This window comes from Enemella dayhoffiae (assembly GCF_002250625.1).
Classification (GTDB): domain Bacteria; phylum Actinomycetota; class Actinomycetes; order Propionibacteriales; family Propionibacteriaceae; genus Enemella; species Enemella dayhoffiae.
Map to the genome: position 1 here is coordinate 118,221 of NZ_NMVQ01000034.1, position 18,969 is coordinate 137,189.

The 18,969-nt window shown below is 69.6% G+C and carries 18 protein-coding genes and 1 tRNA gene; 6 read left to right on the forward strand and 13 right to left on the reverse strand.

The features are described 5' to 3' along the window. Window positions 1–3 precede the first annotated feature (3 nt). From CGZ93_RS13235 to CGZ93_RS13270, 8 genes are all read right to left on the reverse strand, one after another. Window positions 4–723 carry an L-threonylcarbamoyladenylate synthase gene (locus CGZ93_RS13235; protein WP_094364626.1) on the reverse strand — a complete coding sequence of 240 codons (720 nt, stop codon included), beginning with the start codon at window positions 721–723 and terminating at the stop codon, window positions 4–6. A gap of 17 nt (window positions 724–740) precedes the next feature. Beyond that, complete coding sequence (gene prmC / locus CGZ93_RS13240; protein ID WP_229117439.1) at window positions 741–1,580, reverse strand: peptide chain release factor N(5)-glutamine methyltransferase; 840 nt, start codon at window positions 1,578–1,580, stop codon at window positions 741–743. A gap of 30 nt (window positions 1,581–1,610) precedes the next feature. After that, complete coding sequence (locus CGZ93_RS13245) at window positions 1,611–2,105, reverse strand: WXG100-like domain-containing protein (RefSeq protein ID WP_094364627.1); 495 nt, start codon at window positions 2,103–2,105, stop codon at window positions 1,611–1,613. Next, window positions 2,105–2,428 carry a hypothetical protein gene (locus tag CGZ93_RS13250; RefSeq protein ID WP_094364628.1) on the reverse strand — a complete coding sequence of 108 codons (324 nt, stop codon included), beginning with the start codon at window positions 2,426–2,428 and terminating at the stop codon, window positions 2,105–2,107. Before CGZ93_RS13250 ends, CGZ93_RS13245 begins: the two co-directional genes overlap by 1 nt. After that, the gene (locus CGZ93_RS13255; protein ID WP_094364629.1) at window positions 2,421–2,825 is read right to left on the reverse strand and encodes a hypothetical protein; all 405 of its coding nucleotides are present in this window, start codon (window positions 2,823–2,825) and stop codon (window positions 2,421–2,423) included. The genes CGZ93_RS13250 and CGZ93_RS13255 overlap by 8 nt, the downstream gene beginning before the upstream one ends. A gap of 55 nt (window positions 2,826–2,880) precedes the next feature. Beyond that, complete coding sequence (gene prfA / locus CGZ93_RS13260) at window positions 2,881–3,960, reverse strand: peptide chain release factor 1 (RefSeq protein WP_094364630.1); 1,080 nt, start codon at window positions 3,958–3,960, stop codon at window positions 2,881–2,883. A gap of 111 nt (window positions 3,961–4,071) precedes the next feature. Beyond that, complete coding sequence (rpmE, locus tag CGZ93_RS13265) at window positions 4,072–4,296, reverse strand: 50S ribosomal protein L31 (protein WP_094364631.1); 225 nt, start codon at window positions 4,294–4,296, stop codon at window positions 4,072–4,074. Window positions 4,297–4,409: 113 nt separating this feature from the next. Continuing rightward, on the reverse strand, window positions 4,410–4,967 hold the full coding sequence (locus tag CGZ93_RS13270) for a TetR/AcrR family transcriptional regulator (protein ID WP_094364632.1): 558 nt from the start codon (window positions 4,965–4,967) through the stop codon (window positions 4,410–4,412). 63 nt (window positions 4,968–5,030) lie between these two features. On the opposite strand from CGZ93_RS13270, the gene CGZ93_RS13275 reads away from it, so the two are divergent. Next, window positions 5,031–5,540: a hypothetical protein gene (locus CGZ93_RS13275; protein WP_094364633.1), complete on the forward strand. Its 510-nt coding sequence runs from the start codon at window positions 5,031–5,033 to the stop codon at window positions 5,538–5,540. Window positions 5,541–5,618: 78 nt separating this feature from the next. Here CGZ93_RS13275 and rho read toward each other — a convergent pair whose 3' ends face one another. The 4 genes from rho to lysA all read right to left on the reverse strand — a co-directional run bounded on the left by rho (window position 5,619) and on the right by lysA (window position 11,622). Further along, entirely contained in the window at window positions 5,619–7,655 is a 2,037-nt protein-coding gene (rho, locus tag CGZ93_RS13280) for a transcription termination factor Rho (protein WP_094364634.1), read from the reverse strand. Window positions 7,656–7,937: 282 nt separating this feature from the next. Next, entirely contained in the window at window positions 7,938–8,861 is a 924-nt protein-coding gene (gene thrB / locus CGZ93_RS13285) for a homoserine kinase (RefSeq protein ID WP_094364635.1), read from the reverse strand. Further along, entirely contained in the window at window positions 8,861–10,183 is a 1,323-nt protein-coding gene (locus CGZ93_RS13290; RefSeq protein ID WP_229117440.1) for a homoserine dehydrogenase, read from the reverse strand. Before CGZ93_RS13290 ends, thrB begins: the two co-directional genes overlap by 1 nt. Beyond that, window positions 10,180–11,622, reverse strand: coding sequence for a diaminopimelate decarboxylase (lysA, locus tag CGZ93_RS13295; RefSeq protein WP_094364636.1), 1,443 nt, complete (start codon window positions 11,620–11,622; stop codon window positions 10,180–10,182). The genes CGZ93_RS13290 and lysA overlap by 4 nt, the downstream gene beginning before the upstream one ends. Before the next feature lie 125 nt (window positions 11,623–11,747). Between lysA and CGZ93_RS13300 the strand changes: the two genes are divergently transcribed. The 3 genes from CGZ93_RS13300 (at window position 11,748) to CGZ93_RS13310 (ending at window position 16,055) form a co-directional block, all read left to right on the forward strand. Then, window positions 11,748–11,822 (forward strand) — tRNA-Arg (locus CGZ93_RS13300). A gap of 161 nt (window positions 11,823–11,983) precedes the next feature. After that, window positions 11,984–15,868, forward strand: a complete 3,885-nt coding sequence (locus tag CGZ93_RS13305; protein WP_176451761.1) for a multifunctional oxoglutarate decarboxylase/oxoglutarate dehydrogenase thiamine pyrophosphate-binding subunit/dihydrolipoyllysine-residue succinyltransferase subunit — start codon at window positions 11,984–11,986, stop codon at window positions 15,866–15,868. Window position 15,869: 1 nt separating this feature from the next. Then, complete coding sequence (locus CGZ93_RS13310; RefSeq protein WP_094364638.1) at window positions 15,870–16,055, forward strand: DUF6104 family protein; 186 nt, start codon at window positions 15,870–15,872, stop codon at window positions 16,053–16,055. Between the two features lie 55 nt (window positions 16,056–16,110). Here the strand turns inward: CGZ93_RS13310 and CGZ93_RS19520 are convergent, their stop codons facing one another. Beyond that, window positions 16,111–16,662 carry a TetR family transcriptional regulator gene (locus CGZ93_RS19520; protein ID WP_171195556.1) on the reverse strand — a complete coding sequence of 184 codons (552 nt, stop codon included), beginning with the start codon at window positions 16,660–16,662 and terminating at the stop codon, window positions 16,111–16,113. A gap of 33 nt (window positions 16,663–16,695) precedes the next feature. Here CGZ93_RS19520 and galK point away from each other — a divergent pair, with 33 nt between their 5' ends. Next, a complete protein-coding gene (gene galK / locus CGZ93_RS19525; protein WP_229117441.1) occupies window positions 16,696–17,883 on the forward strand; it encodes a galactokinase in 1,188 nt (395 codons plus the stop codon). Window positions 17,884–18,061: 178 nt separating this feature from the next. Next, on the forward strand, window positions 18,062–18,967 hold the full coding sequence (locus CGZ93_RS13320) for an ABC transporter substrate-binding protein (protein ID WP_094364640.1): 906 nt from the start codon (window positions 18,062–18,064) through the stop codon (window positions 18,965–18,967). The last annotated feature ends 2 nt before the right edge of the window (window positions 18,968–18,969 follow it).

The window sequence follows — 18,969 nt, forward strand, 5'->3', positions numbered from 1 at the left end:
CGCTCAGCCGGCCTCGATGTCCGGTTCGGTGCGGTCATCCAGATAGGGCACGGTGGCGCGCAGTTCGGCGATGTCGATCCGGCCGTGCCGAACCACCGCGCCATAGTCGGAGTGGGTGAAGTCGACGATCGTGGACGGCATCTGGCCCGGGGTCGCGCCGCCGTCCAGATAGACCGCGACCCGGTCCCCCAGCTGCTCGATCGCCGCGTCGGCGTCGGTCGCCGCGGGCTGGCCGGTGCGGTTGGCGCTGGACACCGCCAGTGGCCCGGTGGTCTGCAGCAGCTCGCGGGCCAGCTCGTGGTCGGGCACCCGCAGCGCGATCGTACCGCGGGTCTCGCCGAGGTCCATCTGCAGCGAGCTCTGGGCGTACACGATGATCGTCAGCGGACCGGGCCAGTGCTGCTCGGCGAGCTTCTTGGCGGCCTCGGGGATGTCGCGGCCGAGCGCCATCATCACCGCCGGGTCGGCGATCAACACCGGTGGCGGCATGTCGCGACCGCGGCCCTTGCTGTCCAGCAGTCGCTGCACCGCCGCCGCCGAGAACGAGTTGGCACCGATCCCATAGACCGTGTCGGTCGGCAGCACGACGCACTCCCCCGCGTCGACCGCGCCCTTGGCGGCCACCAGCGCCTCGGCGCGCTGGTCGCTGTCGGTGCAGTCGAAACGCCGGTAAGCCGGCTCGCTCGGCTCGGGTGCTGGTGGGCCCTGTTCCTGCTCGGTCACGGGCCCATCCTGCCACCTCAGCGACGACGGGCCGTCACGAAGCGCGGCCGCCCGGTCAGGTCGCGGTGGTCGCGCACCTGCTCGAAATCGCCGTGCTCGACGAACACCTGCGGCGCGCTGTGCTGCTGCACCTCGGCATGCTCGGCGCACACCAGACCGCCCGGGCGCAGCAGCAGCGCGGCCCGAACGGCGAGCACGCGCATCGCGTCCAGCCCGTCGCTGCCGGAGAACAGCGCCAGCTCGGGATCGTGGTCGCGGACCTCGGCGGGTACGCCCTCCCAGGCGGTGAGCGGGATGTAGGGCGGGTTGCAGACGACCAGGTCGACGGCGCCGGCGAGGTCATCGAAGGCGGTGGCCAGGTCCCCCTGGCGCAGGTCGATCCCGGTACCGGCCAGGTTGCGCGCGGCATAGGCGTACGCCTGCTCCGACAACTCGACGGCGTGCAGCTCACAACCGGGCGCCTCGGTGTGCAGGGCGAGGGCGATCGCCCCGGAACCGGTGCACAGCTCGACCACCACCGGGCGTTCGGTGCCGGCGGCGCGCCACTCGCTGATGCGTTCCAGCGCCCAGCCGGTCATCACCTCGGTCTCCGGCCGCGGCACGAACACCCCGGGCCCCACCTCAAGCCGGACCGTGCGGAAATATGCCTCGCCGGTCAGGTGCTGCAACGGGATGCCGGCGGCCCGCCGCTCGATGAGTTCCCCGAAACGCCGGACCTGCTCCGGGGTCGGGTCGGCGGCCAGCAGCAGCCGGTTCACCTCGACCCCCAGGGCGTACGCCAGCAGCGTGCGCGCCTCCGCCGCTCCCGACTCGCCGGGCAACCGTGCGGCGGCGTCACGCAGCAACGGCGGGATCACACCACTGCTTCAGGCTCGGGTGCTTCCGGCTCAGGCAAGAAGCTGCTCGATGGTGAAGTTGATGGCGAAGGCGATGGCGCGCTGGGCGATGATCTCGAACAGCGGGATCAGCGTCATCGACGCGCCGAAGGTGGGGATCGCCGCGGCGATGGCCGAGGCGATCTGCACCGCCAGGATGACCAGTTGGATCACCACCAGGATCTTCAGCGCGATCACCAGACCGCCGATCACGAACAGGCACCCGCCGATGATTCCGGAGGCCGAGCCGAGGTCGCGGACGACCTCCATCACGTTGTCCTTGGACTCATAGAACTGCTTCTTGAACGCCTCCATGCCGGCGTCGCGGTTCTCCATCAGGGCCGTCCGGGCGCCGCCGTCGGCATCGGAGTGGGTGCCCTGCACCTCACCATTGAAACCGACCCAGCGGCCGCCCCAGTCGAACATCTTGTCCTCGTTGACCTCGGGCCACTCGAAGCCCAGCAGGTTGAGCAGGTGGGAGACCTCTCCCGGCAGCATGACGGCCATCAGTGGGGCCTCCTCTGGGCGATGTCGCTGTTGTCCTGTTCACCGCGGTCATAGATGTCCGCGGCGGTGTGCATCTTGTCCCCGAAGTCGCGGTAGGCCCCGACGGATCCGTCGACAGTCTCGGTCACCCGCTCCAGCACCGCCTGATAGATCATCTGGGCGATCGGACCGACGGTGTCGTGACCGGGACCGAACACCGACATGTCGCTGCACTCGCCGAGCAGCGCCTGGAACTTCTGCTCCAGCGAATCGCCGGCGCCCGAGACGCCGGTACCTCCGGAGCGCAGGTCCTTGGTGTTGTAGCGCAGTGTTTCCTCAGCCATTTCGTTTCACCTGATTCAGTGCGTCGAAGAGGGAGTCGGCGTAGGCCTTCATCGCCTTGAGCCCGTCCTGCTGGATCTGTCGGGTGGAGCGGCCCAGCGATCCGAAATCGGTGTCGGAGTCCATCAGGGCGGCGGTCACCTTGTCCGCATAGTCGACCAGCGCCTCGTTCACCGCGGTGCTGAGCTGTTCGGCGAGCTCGACGTTGCTGAGCCGCATCGCCAGCGGCTGGATCTCCAGGCCGGTCACCTTGCCGGCCCGGACCTTGACCGTGATCCGGTCGTCGTACGCCGTGGCCTCACCCTCGACCTCGGGCAGCTGGCTGGGACGCTCTCCCCGGGCGGCCTGGTCGACGGTGTCGTTGAGCCGGGAGAGCACGTCCTCGAAGTCGGCGGTCATCAACCCTCCTGGTCAGGCACACCGGAATGCGTGCTGGAGCATCGAGATTACCGGCTCACGGGTTCGCACCCGCCCGCTCCAGCCGCTCGGAAAGTTCCGCGGCCTGGAGGGCGGCGACCAGGTCACTCAGGTCGCCGGCGAGCACCTGGTCGAGGTTGTGCGCCTTGAACCCGATCCGGTGGTCGGCGATCCGGTTCTCCGGGAAGTTGTAGGTGCGAATCCGCTCGGAGCGGTCCACCGTGCGCACCTGGGAGGCCCGCGCGCTGGACGCCTCGGCTGCGGCCCGCTCGGCCGCCGCCGCGGCCAGCCGGGAACGCAGCACGCGCATCGCCTGCGCCTTGTTCTGCAGCTGGGAGCGCTCGTTCTGGCACGACACAACGGTGCCGGTCGGCAGGTGGGTGATCCGCACCGCGGAGTCGGTGGTGTTGACCCCCTGGCCGCCCTTGCCGGAGGAGCGGAACACGTCGATCCGCAGGTCGTTCTCGTCGATCTCGACGTCGGCCTCCTCGACCTCGGGCATCACCAGCACCCCGGCGGCCGAGGTGTGGATCCGGCCCTGGGTCTCGGTGACCGGCACCCGCTGCACCCGGTGCACCCCGCCCTCGAACTTGAGCACCCCGTAGGGCAGGTTGTCCGGGTCGGCGTCGCCGCGCGCCTTGACCGCGACCGTGACCGACTTGAACCCGCCCAGGTCGGTCTCCTGGGAGTCGAGCACCTCGACCGACCAGCCGCGGGACTCGGCATAGCGGGTGTACATCTTGAGCAGGTCGCCGGCGAACAGCGCCGACTCCTCACCGCCCTCGCCGGACTTGATCTCCAGCAGCGCGTCGGCGGAGTCGTTCGGGTCGCGCGGGGCGAGCAGCCGGGTCAGCCGCTCGGTCACCTCGGCCAGGCGTACGCCGAGCTGCTCGGCCTCGGCGGCGAAGGCGGGGTCCTCGTCGGCCAGCTCGCGCGCCGCCTCGAGATCATCGCGCGTCGCGGCGTACTCATCGAGGGCGCGGACCACCCCGGTGAGCTCGGCATAGCGCCGCCCGGTACGCCGGGCCCGCGCGGGGTCGGCGTGCACCTCGGGGTCAGCAAGCGCGGCCTCCAGTTGGGCATATTCGGCGCGCAGCGGCTCGGCCGACTCGAACAATGGTTTCTCCTGTGTACGACGCCGCCTGAGCGAGCGAGGAACGAGCGAGTCGAAGGGAACGACAAACGCCGGGAGTCGGAACCCGTCCGACTCCCGGCGCCTGAGCGGAAGCTACTTCTTCTTGGCGTCCTTGGCCTTGGCGTAGCGCTTCTCGAACCGGGCCACGCGACCACCGGTGTCGAGGATCTTCTGCTTGCCGGTATAGAAGGGGTGGCAGTTCGAGCACACCTCGGCGCGGATGGTGCCGTTCTCGGCGGTGCTGTTGGTCAGGAAGGTGTTGCCGCAGGTGCAGGTCACCCGGGTCTCACCGTAGTTGGGGTGGATCCCCTTTTTCATGATGTCTCCTTGGTCTGTTGATGTCCGGGTCCCCGATTGGAGAGCTGGGGTGAACCGGACCGACGATCTATTCTGCCGCAACGCCGCGGGTACGCCAAATGTTCCCCGTCGGCTCAGCGGCTGGAGAACAGCACCACCAGCTCGTCGACCAGGGTGTCGATCTTTGAGGTCGGCTGCCGGTCCGTGCTGAGCTGCAGGTCGCCCAGGAACGCCGCGTACGCCGTCCGGGCGCGGATGCGGGCCTTCTGCGCAGGGAATCCCAGGGCACGGAAGAGCGAGTCCAGGTAGCCGATCCGCGCCCGGTGCACCCCCGCCACGACCGGCGCCACCTCCGGGCGATCCGCTGCTGCGAGCATCGCCCGCTCGAGGCGGCTGCCGCGATCCCGGGGGCCCACCCCGAACGTGTCGGCGATCAGCCGGCGCAGTCGATCCGGCGGCGGGGCCTCCTCGACCTGATCGATGATCCGCATAGTGTGCTCGCGTTCCCAGGCCGCCAGCATGGCGGAGAGCAGGTCGTCACGGGAGCGGAAGTGCCAGTAGAAGCTGCCTTTGGTGGCACCCAGCCGCGCGGCCAGTGGCTCCACGGCCACCTTGGCGTACCCCTCCTCGGCGCACAGCAGCAGGGCACCCGCCACCCAGTCGTCACGGGTCAACCGGGCGCCTTGGGTCATGGTTGCCAGTCTACCGTACGCTGCCGTATGGTTTTACCATACGCAACCGTATGGAGGCAGCAGATGAGCTTCACACCGTTCACCACAACCACCCCCGACGGAGCCACCAACATCCACCAGCGCACCGTGCCGGGAGACCTGGCCCGCTCCCGTGCCCTGCTGGCCACGCTGGCCACCCAGCGCGACCGGGTTTGGCCGACCGACCGCTGGCCCCGGATCTGGTTCGGCGACTGCGGCGTGCAGCCGGGCGCGGACGGGGGTCACGGCCCGATCCGTTACCGCGTGACGGAGGCGACGGAGGACGCCGTGGGCTTCGAGTTCCACCCTCCGATGCGGGGCGGGCACGGCCTGCGGCTCACCGAGGAGTCGGACGGCCGGGTCACCTGGACCCACACGATGACCCTGCAGCACCCCGATCCGGTCCGAGCCCGGGTGGTCCTGCCGCTGCACGACGCGTGCCTGGAGGACCTGCTCGACCAGGTCGAGGCGGAGCTGGTCGGGCGGCCGCTGCGGCGCGGTCGGTTCCCGGTCGGCGTGCGTCTGCGTCGCTGGCTGATGGATCGACGGGGCTGAGCGCCGTCGCCGGATGGGCAGACGCGAAACGGCCTCGACCCGGCGAACCGGATCGAGGCCGTTCCCACCGGCGAGAGGTCAGTCCTCGCGACCGGGTGTGGTCTTCGAGATCAGCAGCAGGAACTCGTTGTTGGACCGGGTCTTCTTCATCCGGTTCAACAGCATCTCCAGCGCCTGCTGCCCGTCCAGACCGGACAGCACCCGGCGCAGCTTCCAGATGATGTTGAGCTCCTCGCGGCTCAGCAGCAGCTCCTCGCGACGGGTGCCGGAGGCGACCGCGTCGATGGCCGGGAAGATGCGCTTGTCGGCGAACTCGCGACGCAGTCGCAGCTCCATGTTGCCGGTGCCCTTGAACTCCTCGAAGATCACCTCGTCCATCTTCGAACCGGTCTCGATCAGCGCGGTGGCCAGGATGGTCAGCGAACCGCCGTTCTCGATGTTGCGGGCGGCACCGAAGAACTTCTTCGGCGGATAGAGCGCGGCCGAGTCGACACCACCGGACAGGATCCGGCCCGAGGCCGGTGCGGCGATGTTGTACGCCCGGCCCAGCCGGGTGATGCCGTCCAGCAGCACGACCACGTCGTGGCCCAGCTCGACCAGCCGCTTGGCCCGCTCGATCGCCAGTTCGGCCACCGTGGTGTGGTCGCTCGCCGGGCGGTCGAAGGTGGAGGCGATCACCTCACCCGAGACGGTGCGCTCGAAGTCGGTGACCTCCTCGGGTCGCTCGTCGACGAGCACCACCATCAGGTGCACCTCGGGGTTGTTCATGGTGATCGCGTTGGCGATGTTCTGCATGATCATCGTCTTGCCGGCCTTCGGCGGCGAGACGATCAGGCCACGCTGGCCCTTGCCGATCGGGGACACCATGTCGATGATCCGGCCGGTCATGTTGGTCGGCGTGGTCTCCAGGCGCAGCCGCTCCTGCGGATAGAGCGGGGTCAGCTTGTTGAAGTCGGCACGCCCCTTGGCCTGCTCCGGGTCGGCCCCGTTGATCGAGTCGATCCGGACCAGCGGGTTGAACTTCTCCTTGCGCTCACCCTCGCGCGGCTGGCGCAGCGCACCGGCGACGACGTCGCCCTTGCGCAGCCCGAACTTGCGGACCATCGACAGCGACACGTAGGCGTCCTCGGGGCCCGGCAGATAGCCGGTCGTGCGCACGAAGGCGTAGGAGTCGAGCACGTCGAGGATGCCGGAGACGTTGATCAGGACGTCGTCCTCGGAGACCTCGGGCTCCTGCTCGAGCCGGTCCAGCCCGGAGCCGCGGTTGTTGCGCCGGTTGTTCCGGTCGCGGTTGCGGCGACGCCGGCCGCGCCGCGAACCGCCGTCATCGTCCTGGTCGCGGTTGTTGTCGCGGTCGCGATTGTTGTCCCGGTTCCGGTTGTCGTCGCGGTCGCGATTGCCGTTGTCCCTGTTCCGGTTGTCGTCCCGGTCGCGATTGCCGTTGTCCCTGTTCCGGTTGTCGTCCCGGTCCCGATTGCCGTTGTCCCGGTCACGGTGGCCGTTGTCGCGATTCCGGTTGTCGTCGCGGTCACGGTTGCCGTTGTCGCGGTTCCGGTCCTCGTCCCGGTCACGGTTGTCCTCGCGCCGGTCGCCGCGGTCCTGGCGCGCGGCACGCTCGCCCTGCTCGGACTCGGCGCCGTTGGTGCGGCTCTCGGCCTGCCGGCGCTCGGCCTCGAGGCGACGGCCCAGCTCCCGGCGGGTGTCATCGGCGGGCAGCTCCTGCTGCTCGGAGCGCTGCCCGTTGCTGGCCTGCCGCTGCGTCTGCTGCTCATCGCGGGCCGGTTGCCGCTCTCCGCGGGGCTGTTCGCTCGACGCCTGCGACGCGTTCTGGGTGGGCGCGTTCTGGGTCGGGGCGCTCTCGGTCGGGGCGCTCTGGGCGGGCGCGCTCTGGCGTGACCCGCCGGGCGCCGCCTGCGGCGTACCCCCGGACTGCGCGGCCCTGATCGCCTCGACCAGCTGCCCCTTGCGCATCGCGCCGGTGCGCTTCAGTCCCAGTGAGGCGGCCAGCTGCTTCAGCTCGGGCAACACCATCGCGTCCAGCCCCGAGCCCTTGCGACGCCGACCGGTGGGCGCCTGCTCGGCTCCGGTGGTCGGCGTCTCGGTGGTTTCTGTCACTGATTTCCTTTCCCGGCCAGCCGCGTCGTTCCTCGTGAACTCGCTCGGCTGTACAGGTCACAAAGCTCTTGGGTGACCTTCGGAACAGGCCACGGATTCCAGCGGCTCCACCGACGGCGGCGTACGGGAATGCCTGTGGCGATCCGTGCCGGTCACACCCGCAACAACGGGGATGATGCGCAAGGATCGTCGCGCCCGACCTGCGAGGCGCTCGAGAGCACCGAACGGGCCCTCTTCGTGATCGAGGCTACCACCGTCTGGGACAAGTCGGCCAACCGAACCTCAGGAAAGCACTTCTGCGGCGCGGCCGATCGCCAGTTCGTGCCGGGTGAACTCCGGAGCCTCCGACCCGTCCAGGGTCTGCGCCCGCGCGGCATCGGTGAGCACCAGGACGGTCGGTCCGGCGCCACTGATCACCGCGCCGAATCCCTTGTCCCGCAGGGATCGCACCAACTCCAGGGAGGCCGGCATCAGCTCGGTCCGATAGTTCTGGTGCAGCCACTCCCGGGTGGCCGGCAGCAGCAGGTCCGGGGCGTACGCCAGGGCGTGCGAGAGCAGCGCGGCGCGCGCGGAATTGCTCGCCGCCTCGGCGTGTGGCACCCGATCGGGCAACACGTTGCGGGCCGAACGGGTGGCCACCGGCCGGTGGTGGACGTAGGCCAGCACCCGCACGTCGGGGTGCACCGGGGCCGCCACGGCGTGTACCCGCCCCGATCCGGAGCCCTCGTCCACCCAGGTCAGCACGAACCCGCCCCAGATGGCGGCGGCGATGTTGTCGGCGTGCCCCTCCACGGCGTACGCCTGCTCCAGCAGCCAGTCGCGGTCCGCCGGCTGGCCGGGGCGGGCCAGCGCCCAAGCGGCGAGCAGCCCGGCCACGGCGGCGGCCGCCGAGGAGCCCAGTCCGCGGGTGTGCGGGATCGTGTTGTGGGCGCTCAGCCGCACCCCCGGGGCGTACGCCCCCAGGGCCGTCAGGCCCTGGTCGAGGCAGGCCAGCACCAGGTGCGACCGGTCGGTGGGCACGTGTCCGGCCCCCTCCCCGGTCACCTCGACCCGGACTCCCTCGGCGAGCACCTCGAGCTCACACTCGTCATACCAGGCCAGCGCCAGCCCGAGGGCGTCGAAGCCCGGGCCGAGGTTGGCGCTGTTGGCCGGTACCCGGACCCTGGCCCGACGCCCGGCCGGGAGCATCTCCCCCGGCTCGACCATCACTCGCCCTCGACCCGCATCACCGAGAGCACCTCGTGCACCGAGGGGAGCTCCCGCAGAGCCGACACGGTGCTGCTCAGCGCGGCGTCGTCGGCGCGGTGGGTGACCACGACGAGCCGGGCCCCCTGCAGGTCGGCGCGCGGCGAGATCTCCTGGCGCAGGGTCTGCACCGACACCTGGTGATCGGCGAAGCAGCCGGCGATCTCGGCCAGTACACCGGCCTGGTCGACCACATCCAGGCTGAGGAAATAGCGGGTGGACACCTGTCCGATCGGCACCACCTCGCGCTGGGCATAGGTCGACTCACCCGGCCCGGCGGCCCCGCGGACCCGGTTGCGGGCCACGGTGACCAGGTCGCCCATCACCGCGCTGGCGGTCGGCGAGCCGCCGGCGCCGGGGCCATAGAACATCAGCCGGCCGGCGTTGCGGGACTCCACGAAGACCGCGTTGTACGCCCCGCCAACCGACGCCAGCGGGTGACTGTTCGGGATCATCGCCGGGTGGGTGCGCACCGAGATGGCCTGCGCACCGTTGGGCCCGTCCTCCAGCCGGCAGATCGCCAGCGCCTTGACGGTGCAGTCCATCCCCTCGGCCGCGGCGATGTCGGAGGGGCTGATCTCGGTGATCCCCTCCCGGTGCACGTCGGCGGCGGTGACCCGGCTGTGGAACGCGAGCCCGGCCAGGATGGCGGCCTTGGCGGCGGCGTCGAACCCCTCCACGTCGGCGGTCGGGTCAGCCTCGGCGTACCCCAGGGACTGGGCCTCGGCGAGCACGTCGTCGAAGCCGACGCCCTCGCGGTGCATCTTGTCCAGGATGTAGTTGGTGGTGCCGTTGACGATGCCCATCACCGAGGTGATCTCATCACCCACCAGCGACTCGCGCAGCGGGCGGATGATCGGGATCGCACCGGCGACGGCGGCCTCGAAATAGAGGTCGACCCCGGCCTGCTCGGCCGCGGCGAACAGGGTGGTGCCGTCCTCGGCGAGCAGCGCCTTGTTGGCGGTGACCACCGACGCCCCAGCGCGCAGCGCGGCGAGGATCAGCCCGCGCGCCGGTTCGATCCCGCCGATCACCTCCACGACCAGGTCGACGTCCTCGCGGGTGACCAGTGCCTCGGCGTCGGTGGTGAACAGCGCCGGGTCGAGCCCGGGCCGCTCCAGGTTGGTTCGGCGTACCGCGATGCCCGCCAGCTCCATCGGCCGCCCGATCCGGGCCGCCAGGTCCGCGGACTGCTCGGTGATCAGCCGGGCCACCTCGGAGCCGACCACCCCACAGCCCAACAGGGCGACCCGCAACGGTCGGTCGGTTGCGGCGTTCATCATCGATCATTCCTTTCGACTGCCGGGAGGTTGGCCAGGTCGACGCCCGGGTCCAGCCCCAGCAGGTCGGCCAGGGTCTCCCGACGGATCAGCGTACGCACCTTGCCGTCGCGCACCGACACCACCGGCGGGCGCAGCGCATGGTTGTAGTTGCTGGCCATCGAGCGGCTGTACGCCCCAGCGGCCGGTACCGCGATCAGGTCACCGGGCGCGATGTCCGCCGGCAGGAACTCATCGCGCACCAGGATGTCGCCGGACTCGCAGTGCTTGCCGACCACCCGGCACAGCATCGGCCCGGCCTCGGAGCGCCGATCGGCGACGGTCGCCGAATATTCGCTGCCATAGAGGGCGGGGCGGATGTTGTCGCTCATCCCGCCGTCCACCGACACGTAGCAGCGGAACGCCTCGGGGGCCACCTCCACCTGCTTCACCGTGCCCACGGTGTAGAGCGCCATCCCGGGCGGCCCGCTGATCGCCCGGCCGGGCTCGATCGACAGGTGCGGCATCTCGATCTCCAGGCCGCGGCACTCCCGGGCCACCAGAGACTGCAACGCCCCGGCCAGGTATTCCGGGGAGCGCGGGGTGTCGGCGGAGGTGTAGGCGATGCCGAAGCCGCCGCCGAGGTCGAGCTCGGGAAGGGTCACCGAGGTGTCCTCCGCCAGCTGCTTGTGCAGCTCCAGGGTGCGCCGGATGGCCACCTCGAAGCCGGCGGTCTCGAAGATCTGCGAGCCGATGTGGGAGTGGATCCCGCGCAGGTCCAGGTGCGGGTTCTCCGCGCACCGGCGCAGCGCCGCCAGCGCCTGTCCCCCGGAGATGGACAGCCCGAACTTCTGGTCCTCGTGCGCGGTGGCGATGTATTCGTGGGTGTGCGCCTCGACCCCGGCGGTCACCCGGACCAGCACCTTGGCCCGCTTCTGGCGCTGCGCACAGATCTCGGCCAGCCGGTCGATCTCGGTCAGCGAGTCGACGATGATCCGCCCCACCCCACTGTCCACCGCCAGCTCCAGCTCGGCGACCGACTTGTTGTTGCCGTGCAGCCCGATCCGCGCCGGGTCCATCCCGCCGGCCAGGGCCACGATCAGCTCGTTGCCCGAGCAGACGTCCAGGCAGAGTCCCTCCTCGGCCACCCAGCCGACCACGCCGGCGGCCAGGAACGACTTGCCGGCGTAGTAGACGTCCCAGCCGGCGAAGGCGTCGGCGTACGCCCGCGCGCGGGCCCGGAAGTCGACCTCGTCGATCACGTACGCCGGGGTGCCCACCTGCTCGGCGATCTCGGTCACCGCGACCCGGCCGACCCGCAGCACGCCGTCCTCGCCGCGGCGTACCGTGGACGACCACAGCTTGGTCTCCAACCGGTTGACGTCCGCAGGGACCTGGAGCCACTTGGGCGCCGGGGTCAGGGTGTCGGCATGGATCGAGCCGGCCACGTGCATATGGGTCATGGGTGGAACTGTGCCAGATCGCCTGCGAGGGCGACATTTCGTTCCGCGGCAGGCGTACCCGGTTGCGAGAATGCGGCCCACCGGCCCGGGCTGCTATAGTTCTCGTCGGCCCGAATGCGGGCCACGCCCCCGTAGCTCAGGGGATAGAGCACCGCCCTCCGGAGGCGGGAGCCTAGGTTCGAATCCTAGCGGGGGCGCCACAGATCCAACCGGTCGTCATGACCGATCGCCCGATGCGTCCCGAGTTGCGGCGCTGCACCCCGACGAACCAGTTGCGGAGTGGTATCAATCGTTGGGTAGCATCGTGCGAAGGCACTGAGCCTCACACGTCCCGCAGCGACACCACCGGAAGAAGGCGATTGTGGCCCCCGCGCCCGACCAAGAGCAATCCGACTTCGGCGCCAACGACTGGCTCCTCGACGAGATGTACGACCGCTATCAGCAGGATCCCGACTCGGTCGATCCCAGTTGGCAGAAGTACTTCGCCGAGAAGCAGCCCGCCGGCGTACCGGCCAAGCAGGAGCAGGCCCCCAAGCAGGGGCAGGACTCGGCCAAGAAGCAGGAGGAGCCGAAGGCTGAGCAGGCCGAGAAGCCGGCCAAGCAGGCCGAGAAGCCGGCCAAGCAGGCCGCGAAGCCCGCCGAGAAGCAGCCGACGGACAAGAAGCCTGCGGACAAGAAGCCTGCCGAGGACAAGCCGGCCGAGTCTAAGAAGTCGGGCAAGAAGGCCCCGGAGCGTCCGGCGAACGCGCCGAAGGCGACCGTCGAGCAGCCGAACATCGTCCGGGACCTGCGTCCGGCCAAGCCCGGTAACCCCGGTGGCCTGCCGGCCGACCCGCCGAACCCGACCGTCCGGCCGGGCGAGAGCAAGGGCGAGGCCAAGCGCACGGTGATGAAGGGCGCGCCCGGGCGTACCGCCAAGAACATGGATGCGTCGCTGACCATCCCCACCGCCACCAGCGTCCGCGCGGTACCGATGAAGCTCGTCATCGACCAGCGCACCGTGATCAACAACCACCTGCGGCGCGCCCGCGGCGGCAAGGTGTCGTTCACCCACATCATCGGGTACGCCATGGTGCAGGCGCTGAAGGCCGTCCCGGCGATGAACAACTCCTACGACGAGACCGACGGCAAGCCGACCCTGGTCGAGCCGACCTCGATCAACTTCGGTCTGGCCATCGACGTGCCGAAGTCCGACGGCACCCGGCAGCTGCTCGTGCCGAGCATCAAGGCGACCGAGGACCTCGACTTCGCCCAGTTCTGGGCCGGCTACGAGAACCTGGTCCGCAAGGCGCGGGAGAACCGCCTGGAGGTCGCGGACTTCCAGAACACCACCATCACGCTGACCAACCCGGGCGGCCTCGGCACCCAGCACTCCATCCCGCGGCTGATGAAGGGTCAGGGCTGCATCATCGGCATCGGCTCGATCGACTATCCGCCGGAGTTCGCGGGTACCGACCCAGAGCGCCTGGCGGACCTGGGCGTGTCGAAGACGATGACGTTCACCTCGACCTACGACCACCGGGTGATCCAGGGCGCCCAGTCCGGTGAATACCTGAAGAAGCTGAACGAGCTGCTGCTCGGTGCCGACGGGTTCTATGACGACATCTTCCGGGCCCTGCGCATCCCCTACTCCCCCATCGTCTGGTCGACCGACACCTCGGTCAGCCACGAGGCGCAGGTGGGCAAGCAGGCGCGGGTGTTCGAGCTGATCAATGCCTATCGCACCTCCGGTCACTTCATGGCCGACACCGACCCGCTGGAATACGTGCAGCGGCACCACCCCGACCTCGAGGTGGAGAGCCACGGGCTGACCCTGTGGGACCTCGACCGGCAGTTCGCCACCGGGTCCTTCGGCGGTGACCGGCCGTTCATGCTGCTGCGCGACATTCTCGGTGTGCTGCGCGACTCCTACTGCCGCCAGGTCGGCATCGAGTACATGTACATCCCGGATCCGGCCCAGCGGAAGTGGATCCAGGACCGGGTTGAGCGCAAGTCGGAGAAGTCCCCGCGCGAGGAACAGCTGCGGATCCTGGACAAGCTCAACGAGGCCGAGATCTTCGAGACCTTCCTGCAGACCAAGTTCGTCGGTCAGAAGCGCTTTTCCCTCGAGGGTGGGGAATCCGCGATCGTGCTGCTGGACGAGATCTGCGAGGCCGCGGCCGACGCCGGGCTCGACGAGGTGTGCATCGGCATGCCGCACCGTGGCCGGCTGAACGTGCTGGCCAACGTGGTCGGCAAGTCCTACGCCCAGATCTTCCGCGAGTTCGAGGGCAACCTGGACCCGCGCAGCGTCGAGGGATCGGGTGACGTGAAGTATCACCTCGGCGCCGAGGGCGAGTTCAAGGCGCTGTCCGGCAACACGGTGCTCACCTCGGTGGCCGCCAACCCGTCCCACCTGGAGGCGGTCAACCCGGTGCTGGAGGGTGTCGTCCGCGCCAAGCAGGACCTGCTCAACCGTGGCACCGACTTCCCGGTGCTGCCGGTGCTGATGCACGGTGACGCGGCCTTCGCCGGTCAGGGCGTGGTGTTCGAGACGATGCAGCTGTCGCAGTTGCGCGGCTATCGCACCGGCGGCACCATCCACGTCGTGGTGAACAACCAGATCGGGTTCACCACCGCCCCCGACCAGTCCCGCTCCTCGGTCTATTGCACCGACGTGGCCAAGTCGATCGGTGCCCCGGTCTTCCACGTCAACGGCGACGACCCCGAGGCCGTCGTCCGGGTGGCCCGGTTGGCGTTCGACTTCCGTCAGGAGTTCAACAAGGACGTCGTGATCGACGTCATCTGCTATCGCCGCCGCGGTCACAACGAGGGCGATGATCCGAGCTTCACCAACCCGCTGATGTACAACCTGATCGAGCGCAAGCGCTCCACCCGCAAGTTGTACACCGAGGCGCTGATCGGTCGCGGTGACATCTCCACCGAGGACGCCGAGGCCGCGATGAGCCGCTTCCAGCACCGGTTGGAGGAGGTGTTCAACGAGGTCCGCGAGGACAAGGACGACTCGCCGGAATACCAGCGGGTGCCGCACTATCCGGCCAAGCGCGGCCGCGACGAGGGCACCTCGATCACCGCCGAGATGATGAAGATCATCTCCGACGCGCACCTGAACGCGCCCGAGGGGTTCACCGGTCACCCGAAGGTGCTGCCCCAGCTGGAGCGTCGCGCCAAGGCCATCGTGAACGGTCCGATCGACTGGGCGACCGCGGAGATCCTCGCCTTCGGCTCGCTCCTGCTGGATGGCCGTCCGGTACGCCTGACCGGCCAGGATTCCCGCCGCGGCACGTTCAGCCAGCGGTTCGCCGCGCTGATGGATCGCGAGACCGGCGCCCCCTGGGTGCCGCTGCGGAACATGCAGAAGGGACAGGAGAAGTTCCAGGTCTTCGACTCCCCGCTCAGCGAGTACGCCGTGCTCGGCTTCGAATACGGCTATTCGGTCGCCCGACCCGAGGCGCTGGTGTGCTGGGAGGCGCAGTTCGGTGACTTCGTCAACGGCGCGCAGACGATCTCGGATGAGTTCATCTCGGCCGGAAAGGCCAAGTGGACACAGAAATCGGGCATCGTGCTGCTGCTGCCGCACGGTTACGAGGGCCAGGGCCCGGACCACTCCTCGGCCCGGATCGAGCGCTGGTTGCAGCTGTGCGCCGAGGACGCGATGGCCGTCTGCCAGCCGTCCACCCCGGCCAGCCACTTCCACCTGCTGCGCACCCACGCGTTCGTGAACTGGCACCGTCCGCTGGTGATCGCCACCCCGAAGTCGATGCTCCGCAACAAGCGGGCCGTCTCGGCGCCGGAGGACTTCACCAACGGCAGCTGGCGTCCGGTGCTGTCCGACGACACGATCGTCGACCGGTCGAAGGTGAAGACGCTGATCTTCTGCTCCGGCAAGGTTCGTTGGGACCTGGTCAACGCCCGGGAGAAGAACAAGCAGGAGGGTGAGGTCGCCATCTTCGCCTTCGAGCGGCTCTATCCGCTGCCCGCAAAGGAACTGGCCGCCGCGCTCAAGGGCTACGAGCACGTCACCGACGTCCGCTGGGTGCAGGACGAGCCGGAGAACCAGGGCGCCTGGCAGTTCATGCACTACCATCTGCCGGTGGCATTGGCGGAGCACCAGCCGGGTTACGACCTGCAGATGACCCCGGTCACCCGGCCGGCGTCCTCGGCACCGTCGGTCGGTTCGGTGAAGGTGCACCAGCTGGAGCAGGCCGACCTGATCAAGCGGGCGCTCGCCCCGCGCGAGGGCTGAGGTGTACTTCACCGATCGCGGCATCGAGGAGTTGGAGAAGCGCCGCGGCGAGGAGCAGGTCTCCCTGGAATGGGTGGCCGAGCAGTTGCGCACCTTCGTCGACCTCAATCCCGACTTCGAGACGCCGATCGAGCGGTTCGCCACCTGGCTGGCCCGGCTGGACGATGCGGACGACGACCTCGACTGATCGGCGATTCTCACAGTCAGACAGCGATCCCGCGCACCCACGGTGCGCGGGATCGTCAGTTCTGCGGGTGGTCCCGGGTCTCCCGCAGCCCGGCGACCAACAGGCGTACGCCGCCGGCGAACGCCGTGGCCGGGTCGCTGTCGTCGGGCTCGATCACGCCGAGCTCGACCAACTGGGCGTGCCCCTGCTCATCGATCACCTGTCCCAGGACAAGGTGCGCCACCGCCTGCGCCGCCGGCTGCGGGTCGCTCAGCTGGGGCTGCAGCAGCCGGGCCAGGTGCTGGGCCGGGGACACCTCGGCCAGCCGCATGCTCTGCACCGACGCCACGAGTTCGGCGCCGTCTCGGTGGGCGAGCAGAGCACCGCGGAAGGCGGCCGCCCAGTCGGTGACGATCGCCTCGGGCGTACCCGTCGGGGACGGCAGGTCGGCCAGGATCTCGTCGGCCAGGGCCGCGAGCAGCGTCTGCTTGTTGGCGACGTGGTGATAGAGGGCGCCCGGCTGCACCCCCAGCGCCGCCGCGATCCGCCGCATGGACAGGTCCGCAAGTCCATACCGGTCAAGGATTCCGAGCGCGGTGATGACGACATCCCGACGGCTCAGCGGCATGATGGGACCCTACCCGAAAGGAGCACCACCCCCGTGCCCCAGCAGATCACAGACCAGTTCCGCCGGCTCACCGGTACCTACCCTGACGGGGCTTGGTTCGCCCCCGGCCGGGTGAACCTGATCGGTGAGCACACCGACTACAACGACGGCTTCGTGCTCCCGTTCGCGCTCACCTCGGGGATCACCGTGGCCGCGCGACGACGCGAGGACGAACGGCTGGTTTTCAACTCCAGCAGCGAATCCGAGCCGGTCACCCTCGACCTGGCGTCCCTGCGCGGCGCCGCACCCGAGCAGTTCCCGGGCTGGTACGCCTATCCGGCGGGCGTGTTCTGGGCGCTGCTGCGGGACGGGCACCCAGTGCACGGGATGGAGCTGGCCTTCGACTCCGACCTGCCGGTGGGGGCCGGCCTGTCCTCCTCGGCGGCGCTGTGCTGCGCCACGATCGCCGCGGTGGCCGAGCTTTCCGGTCTCGACCTGGATCCGTTGCAGCGCGCCACCATCGCCCGGCGCGCCGAGAACGACTACGTGGGGGCACCGACCGGGTTCATGGACCAGGCCGCCTCGACCCTGTGCACGGCCGGACACGCGCTGCTGCTGGACTGCCGCGACAACAGCAGCGAGCAGGTGCCGCTGGACCTGCCGGGCTCTGGGCTCGAACTGCTCATCCTGGACACCCGCACCCCGCACAACCTGGTCGACGGGGCGTACGCCGAACGCCGCCGCAGCTGCGAGCGGGCCGCGGAGGCACTCGGAATGCGCAGCCTGCGCGAGGTGGACGACCCGTCGGCCGTCGCGGCCTTGACCGATCCGCTGCTGCGCCGGCGCGCCCGGCACGTGGTCACCGAGAACGCGCGCGTGCTGGAGTCGGTCGGGCTGCTGCGCGAGTCCCGGGTGGCCGCACTGGCGCCGCTGCTGGACGCCTCGCACGCCTCGATGCGCGAGGACTTCGAGATCACCGTGCCCACCGTCGACCTGGCCGTGGACACCGCCCGCTCCGCCGGCGCGCTCGGCGCCCGGATGACCGGCGGCGGCTTCGGTGGCTGCATCATCGCGCTGTGTCCGGTCGGTTCCGTCGAGTCGGTCGCGCGGGCCGTCGCCGACGCCTTCGCCGACGCCGGGTTCGGTGCCCCGCAGTGGTTCACCGCCGAGCCCGCCCAGGGCGCCCACCGCCTCCCAGGGCCCACCTCGCGTACCGAGTTCCACCTCGCGGCCCACCGGTGATCCGCGAGGTGACGTTCACCACGCGCAGTGACGTTCGGTACGCGAAGTGGGGCGAGGAACGTCACCCCAGCCGGCGGATCGGCGTACGATGCCGCGTTGGCAACGATTACGCATCCGTGATTCCCCTGGGGCCGCGGTGGTGGAAATATTGCCGCGACACCGAGCACTGGAGACAGACATGACCAAGCGAGTCCTGGCCACCCTGGCCACCTTGTCCGCACTCAGCCTCACCCTGGCGGGTTGCGGTTCGACCTCGCTGAGCGGCGGCAACCCCGCCCCGGCCGGCGCCAGCACCAGCAGCGCCCCCGCCCAGGCCGACGCGGCGCTGGCCGCGAAGCTGCCCGAGAAGATCAAGTCCAGCAAGAAGATCGTCGTCGGCACCGACGCGTCCTATGCCCCCAACGAGTTCCTGGACGCCGACGGCAAGACCGTGGTCGGCGCCGACGTGGACGTCTTCAACGCGGTCGCCGCCAAGTTCGGCGTGACCGTGGAGTGGCAGCCCTCCAGCTTCGACTCGATCATCACCGGCGTCCAGGGCAAGAAATACGACATCGGCGTCTCCTCGTTCACCATCAACGCCAAGCGGATGGAACAGGTGAACATGGTCAGCTACTACAGCGCCGGCACCCAGTGGGCCACCGCCAAGGGCAACCCCAAGCAGGTCTCGGCCGACAACGCCTGCGGCAAGACGATCGCCGTGCAGACCGGCACCGTGCAGGACGAGGAGGATCTGCCCAAGCGGCAGGAGAAGTGCGGCGCCAACAAGATCAACGTGCTGCAGTACGAGGGCCAGGACCAGGCCACCGCCGCCGTCGTCTCCGGCAAGGCCGACGCCATGCTCGCCGACTCGCCCGTGGTGGCGTACGCCGCCAAGCAGTCGCAGGGCAAGCTGGAGACCCTCGGCGACATCTACGACGCCGCCCCCTACGGCATCGTCGTCCCCAAGGACCAGACCGAGTTCGCCAACGCCATCGCCGAGGCGTTGAAGGCGGCCAAGGCCGACGGCAGCTACGAGAAGGCGCTGCAGAAGTGGGGCACCGAGAAGGGCAAGATCGACAACTTCCAGGTCAACCCCGCCTCCTGATC

Excerpts from the sequence above, each read along its gene's own strand:
- CGZ93_RS13245 (WP_094364627.1), bottom strand. The coding sequence starts at position 2,105 with ATGGCCGTCATGCTGCCGGGAGAGGTCTCCCACCTGCTCAACCTGCTG.
- CGZ93_RS13250 (WP_094364628.1), bottom strand. The coding sequence starts at position 2,428 with ATGGCTGAGGAAACACTGCGCTACAACACCAAGGACCTGCGCTCCGGA.
- CGZ93_RS13255 (WP_094364629.1), bottom strand. The coding sequence starts at position 2,825 with ATGACCGCCGACTTCGAGGACGTGCTCTCCCGGCTCAACGACACCGTC.
- rpmE (WP_094364631.1), bottom strand. The coding sequence starts at position 4,296 with ATGAAAAAGGGGATCCACCCCAACTACGGTGAGACCCGGGTGACCTGC.
- CGZ93_RS13270 (WP_094364632.1), bottom strand. The coding sequence starts at position 4,967 with ATGACCCAAGGCGCCCGGTTGACCCGTGACGACTGGGTGGCGGGTGCC.
- CGZ93_RS13275 (WP_094364633.1), top strand. The coding sequence starts at position 5,031 with ATGAGCTTCACACCGTTCACCACAACCACCCCCGACGGAGCCACCAAC.
- thrB (WP_094364635.1), bottom strand. The coding sequence starts at position 8,861 with ATGGTCGAGCCGGGGGAGATGCTCCCGGCCGGGCGTCGGGCCAGGGTC.
- CGZ93_RS13290 (WP_229117440.1), bottom strand. The coding sequence starts at position 10,183 with ATGATGAACGCCGCAACCGACCGACCGTTGCGGGTCGCCCTGTTGGGC.
- lysA (WP_094364636.1), bottom strand. The coding sequence starts at position 11,622 with ATGACCCATATGCACGTGGCCGGCTCGATCCATGCCGACACCCTGACC.
- CGZ93_RS19520 (WP_171195556.1), bottom strand. The coding sequence starts at position 16,662 with ATGCCGCTGAGCCGTCGGGATGTCGTCATCACCGCGCTCGGAATCCTT.
- CGZ93_RS13320 (WP_094364640.1), top strand. The coding sequence starts at position 18,062 with ATGACCAAGCGAGTCCTGGCCACCCTGGCCACCTTGTCCGCACTCAGC.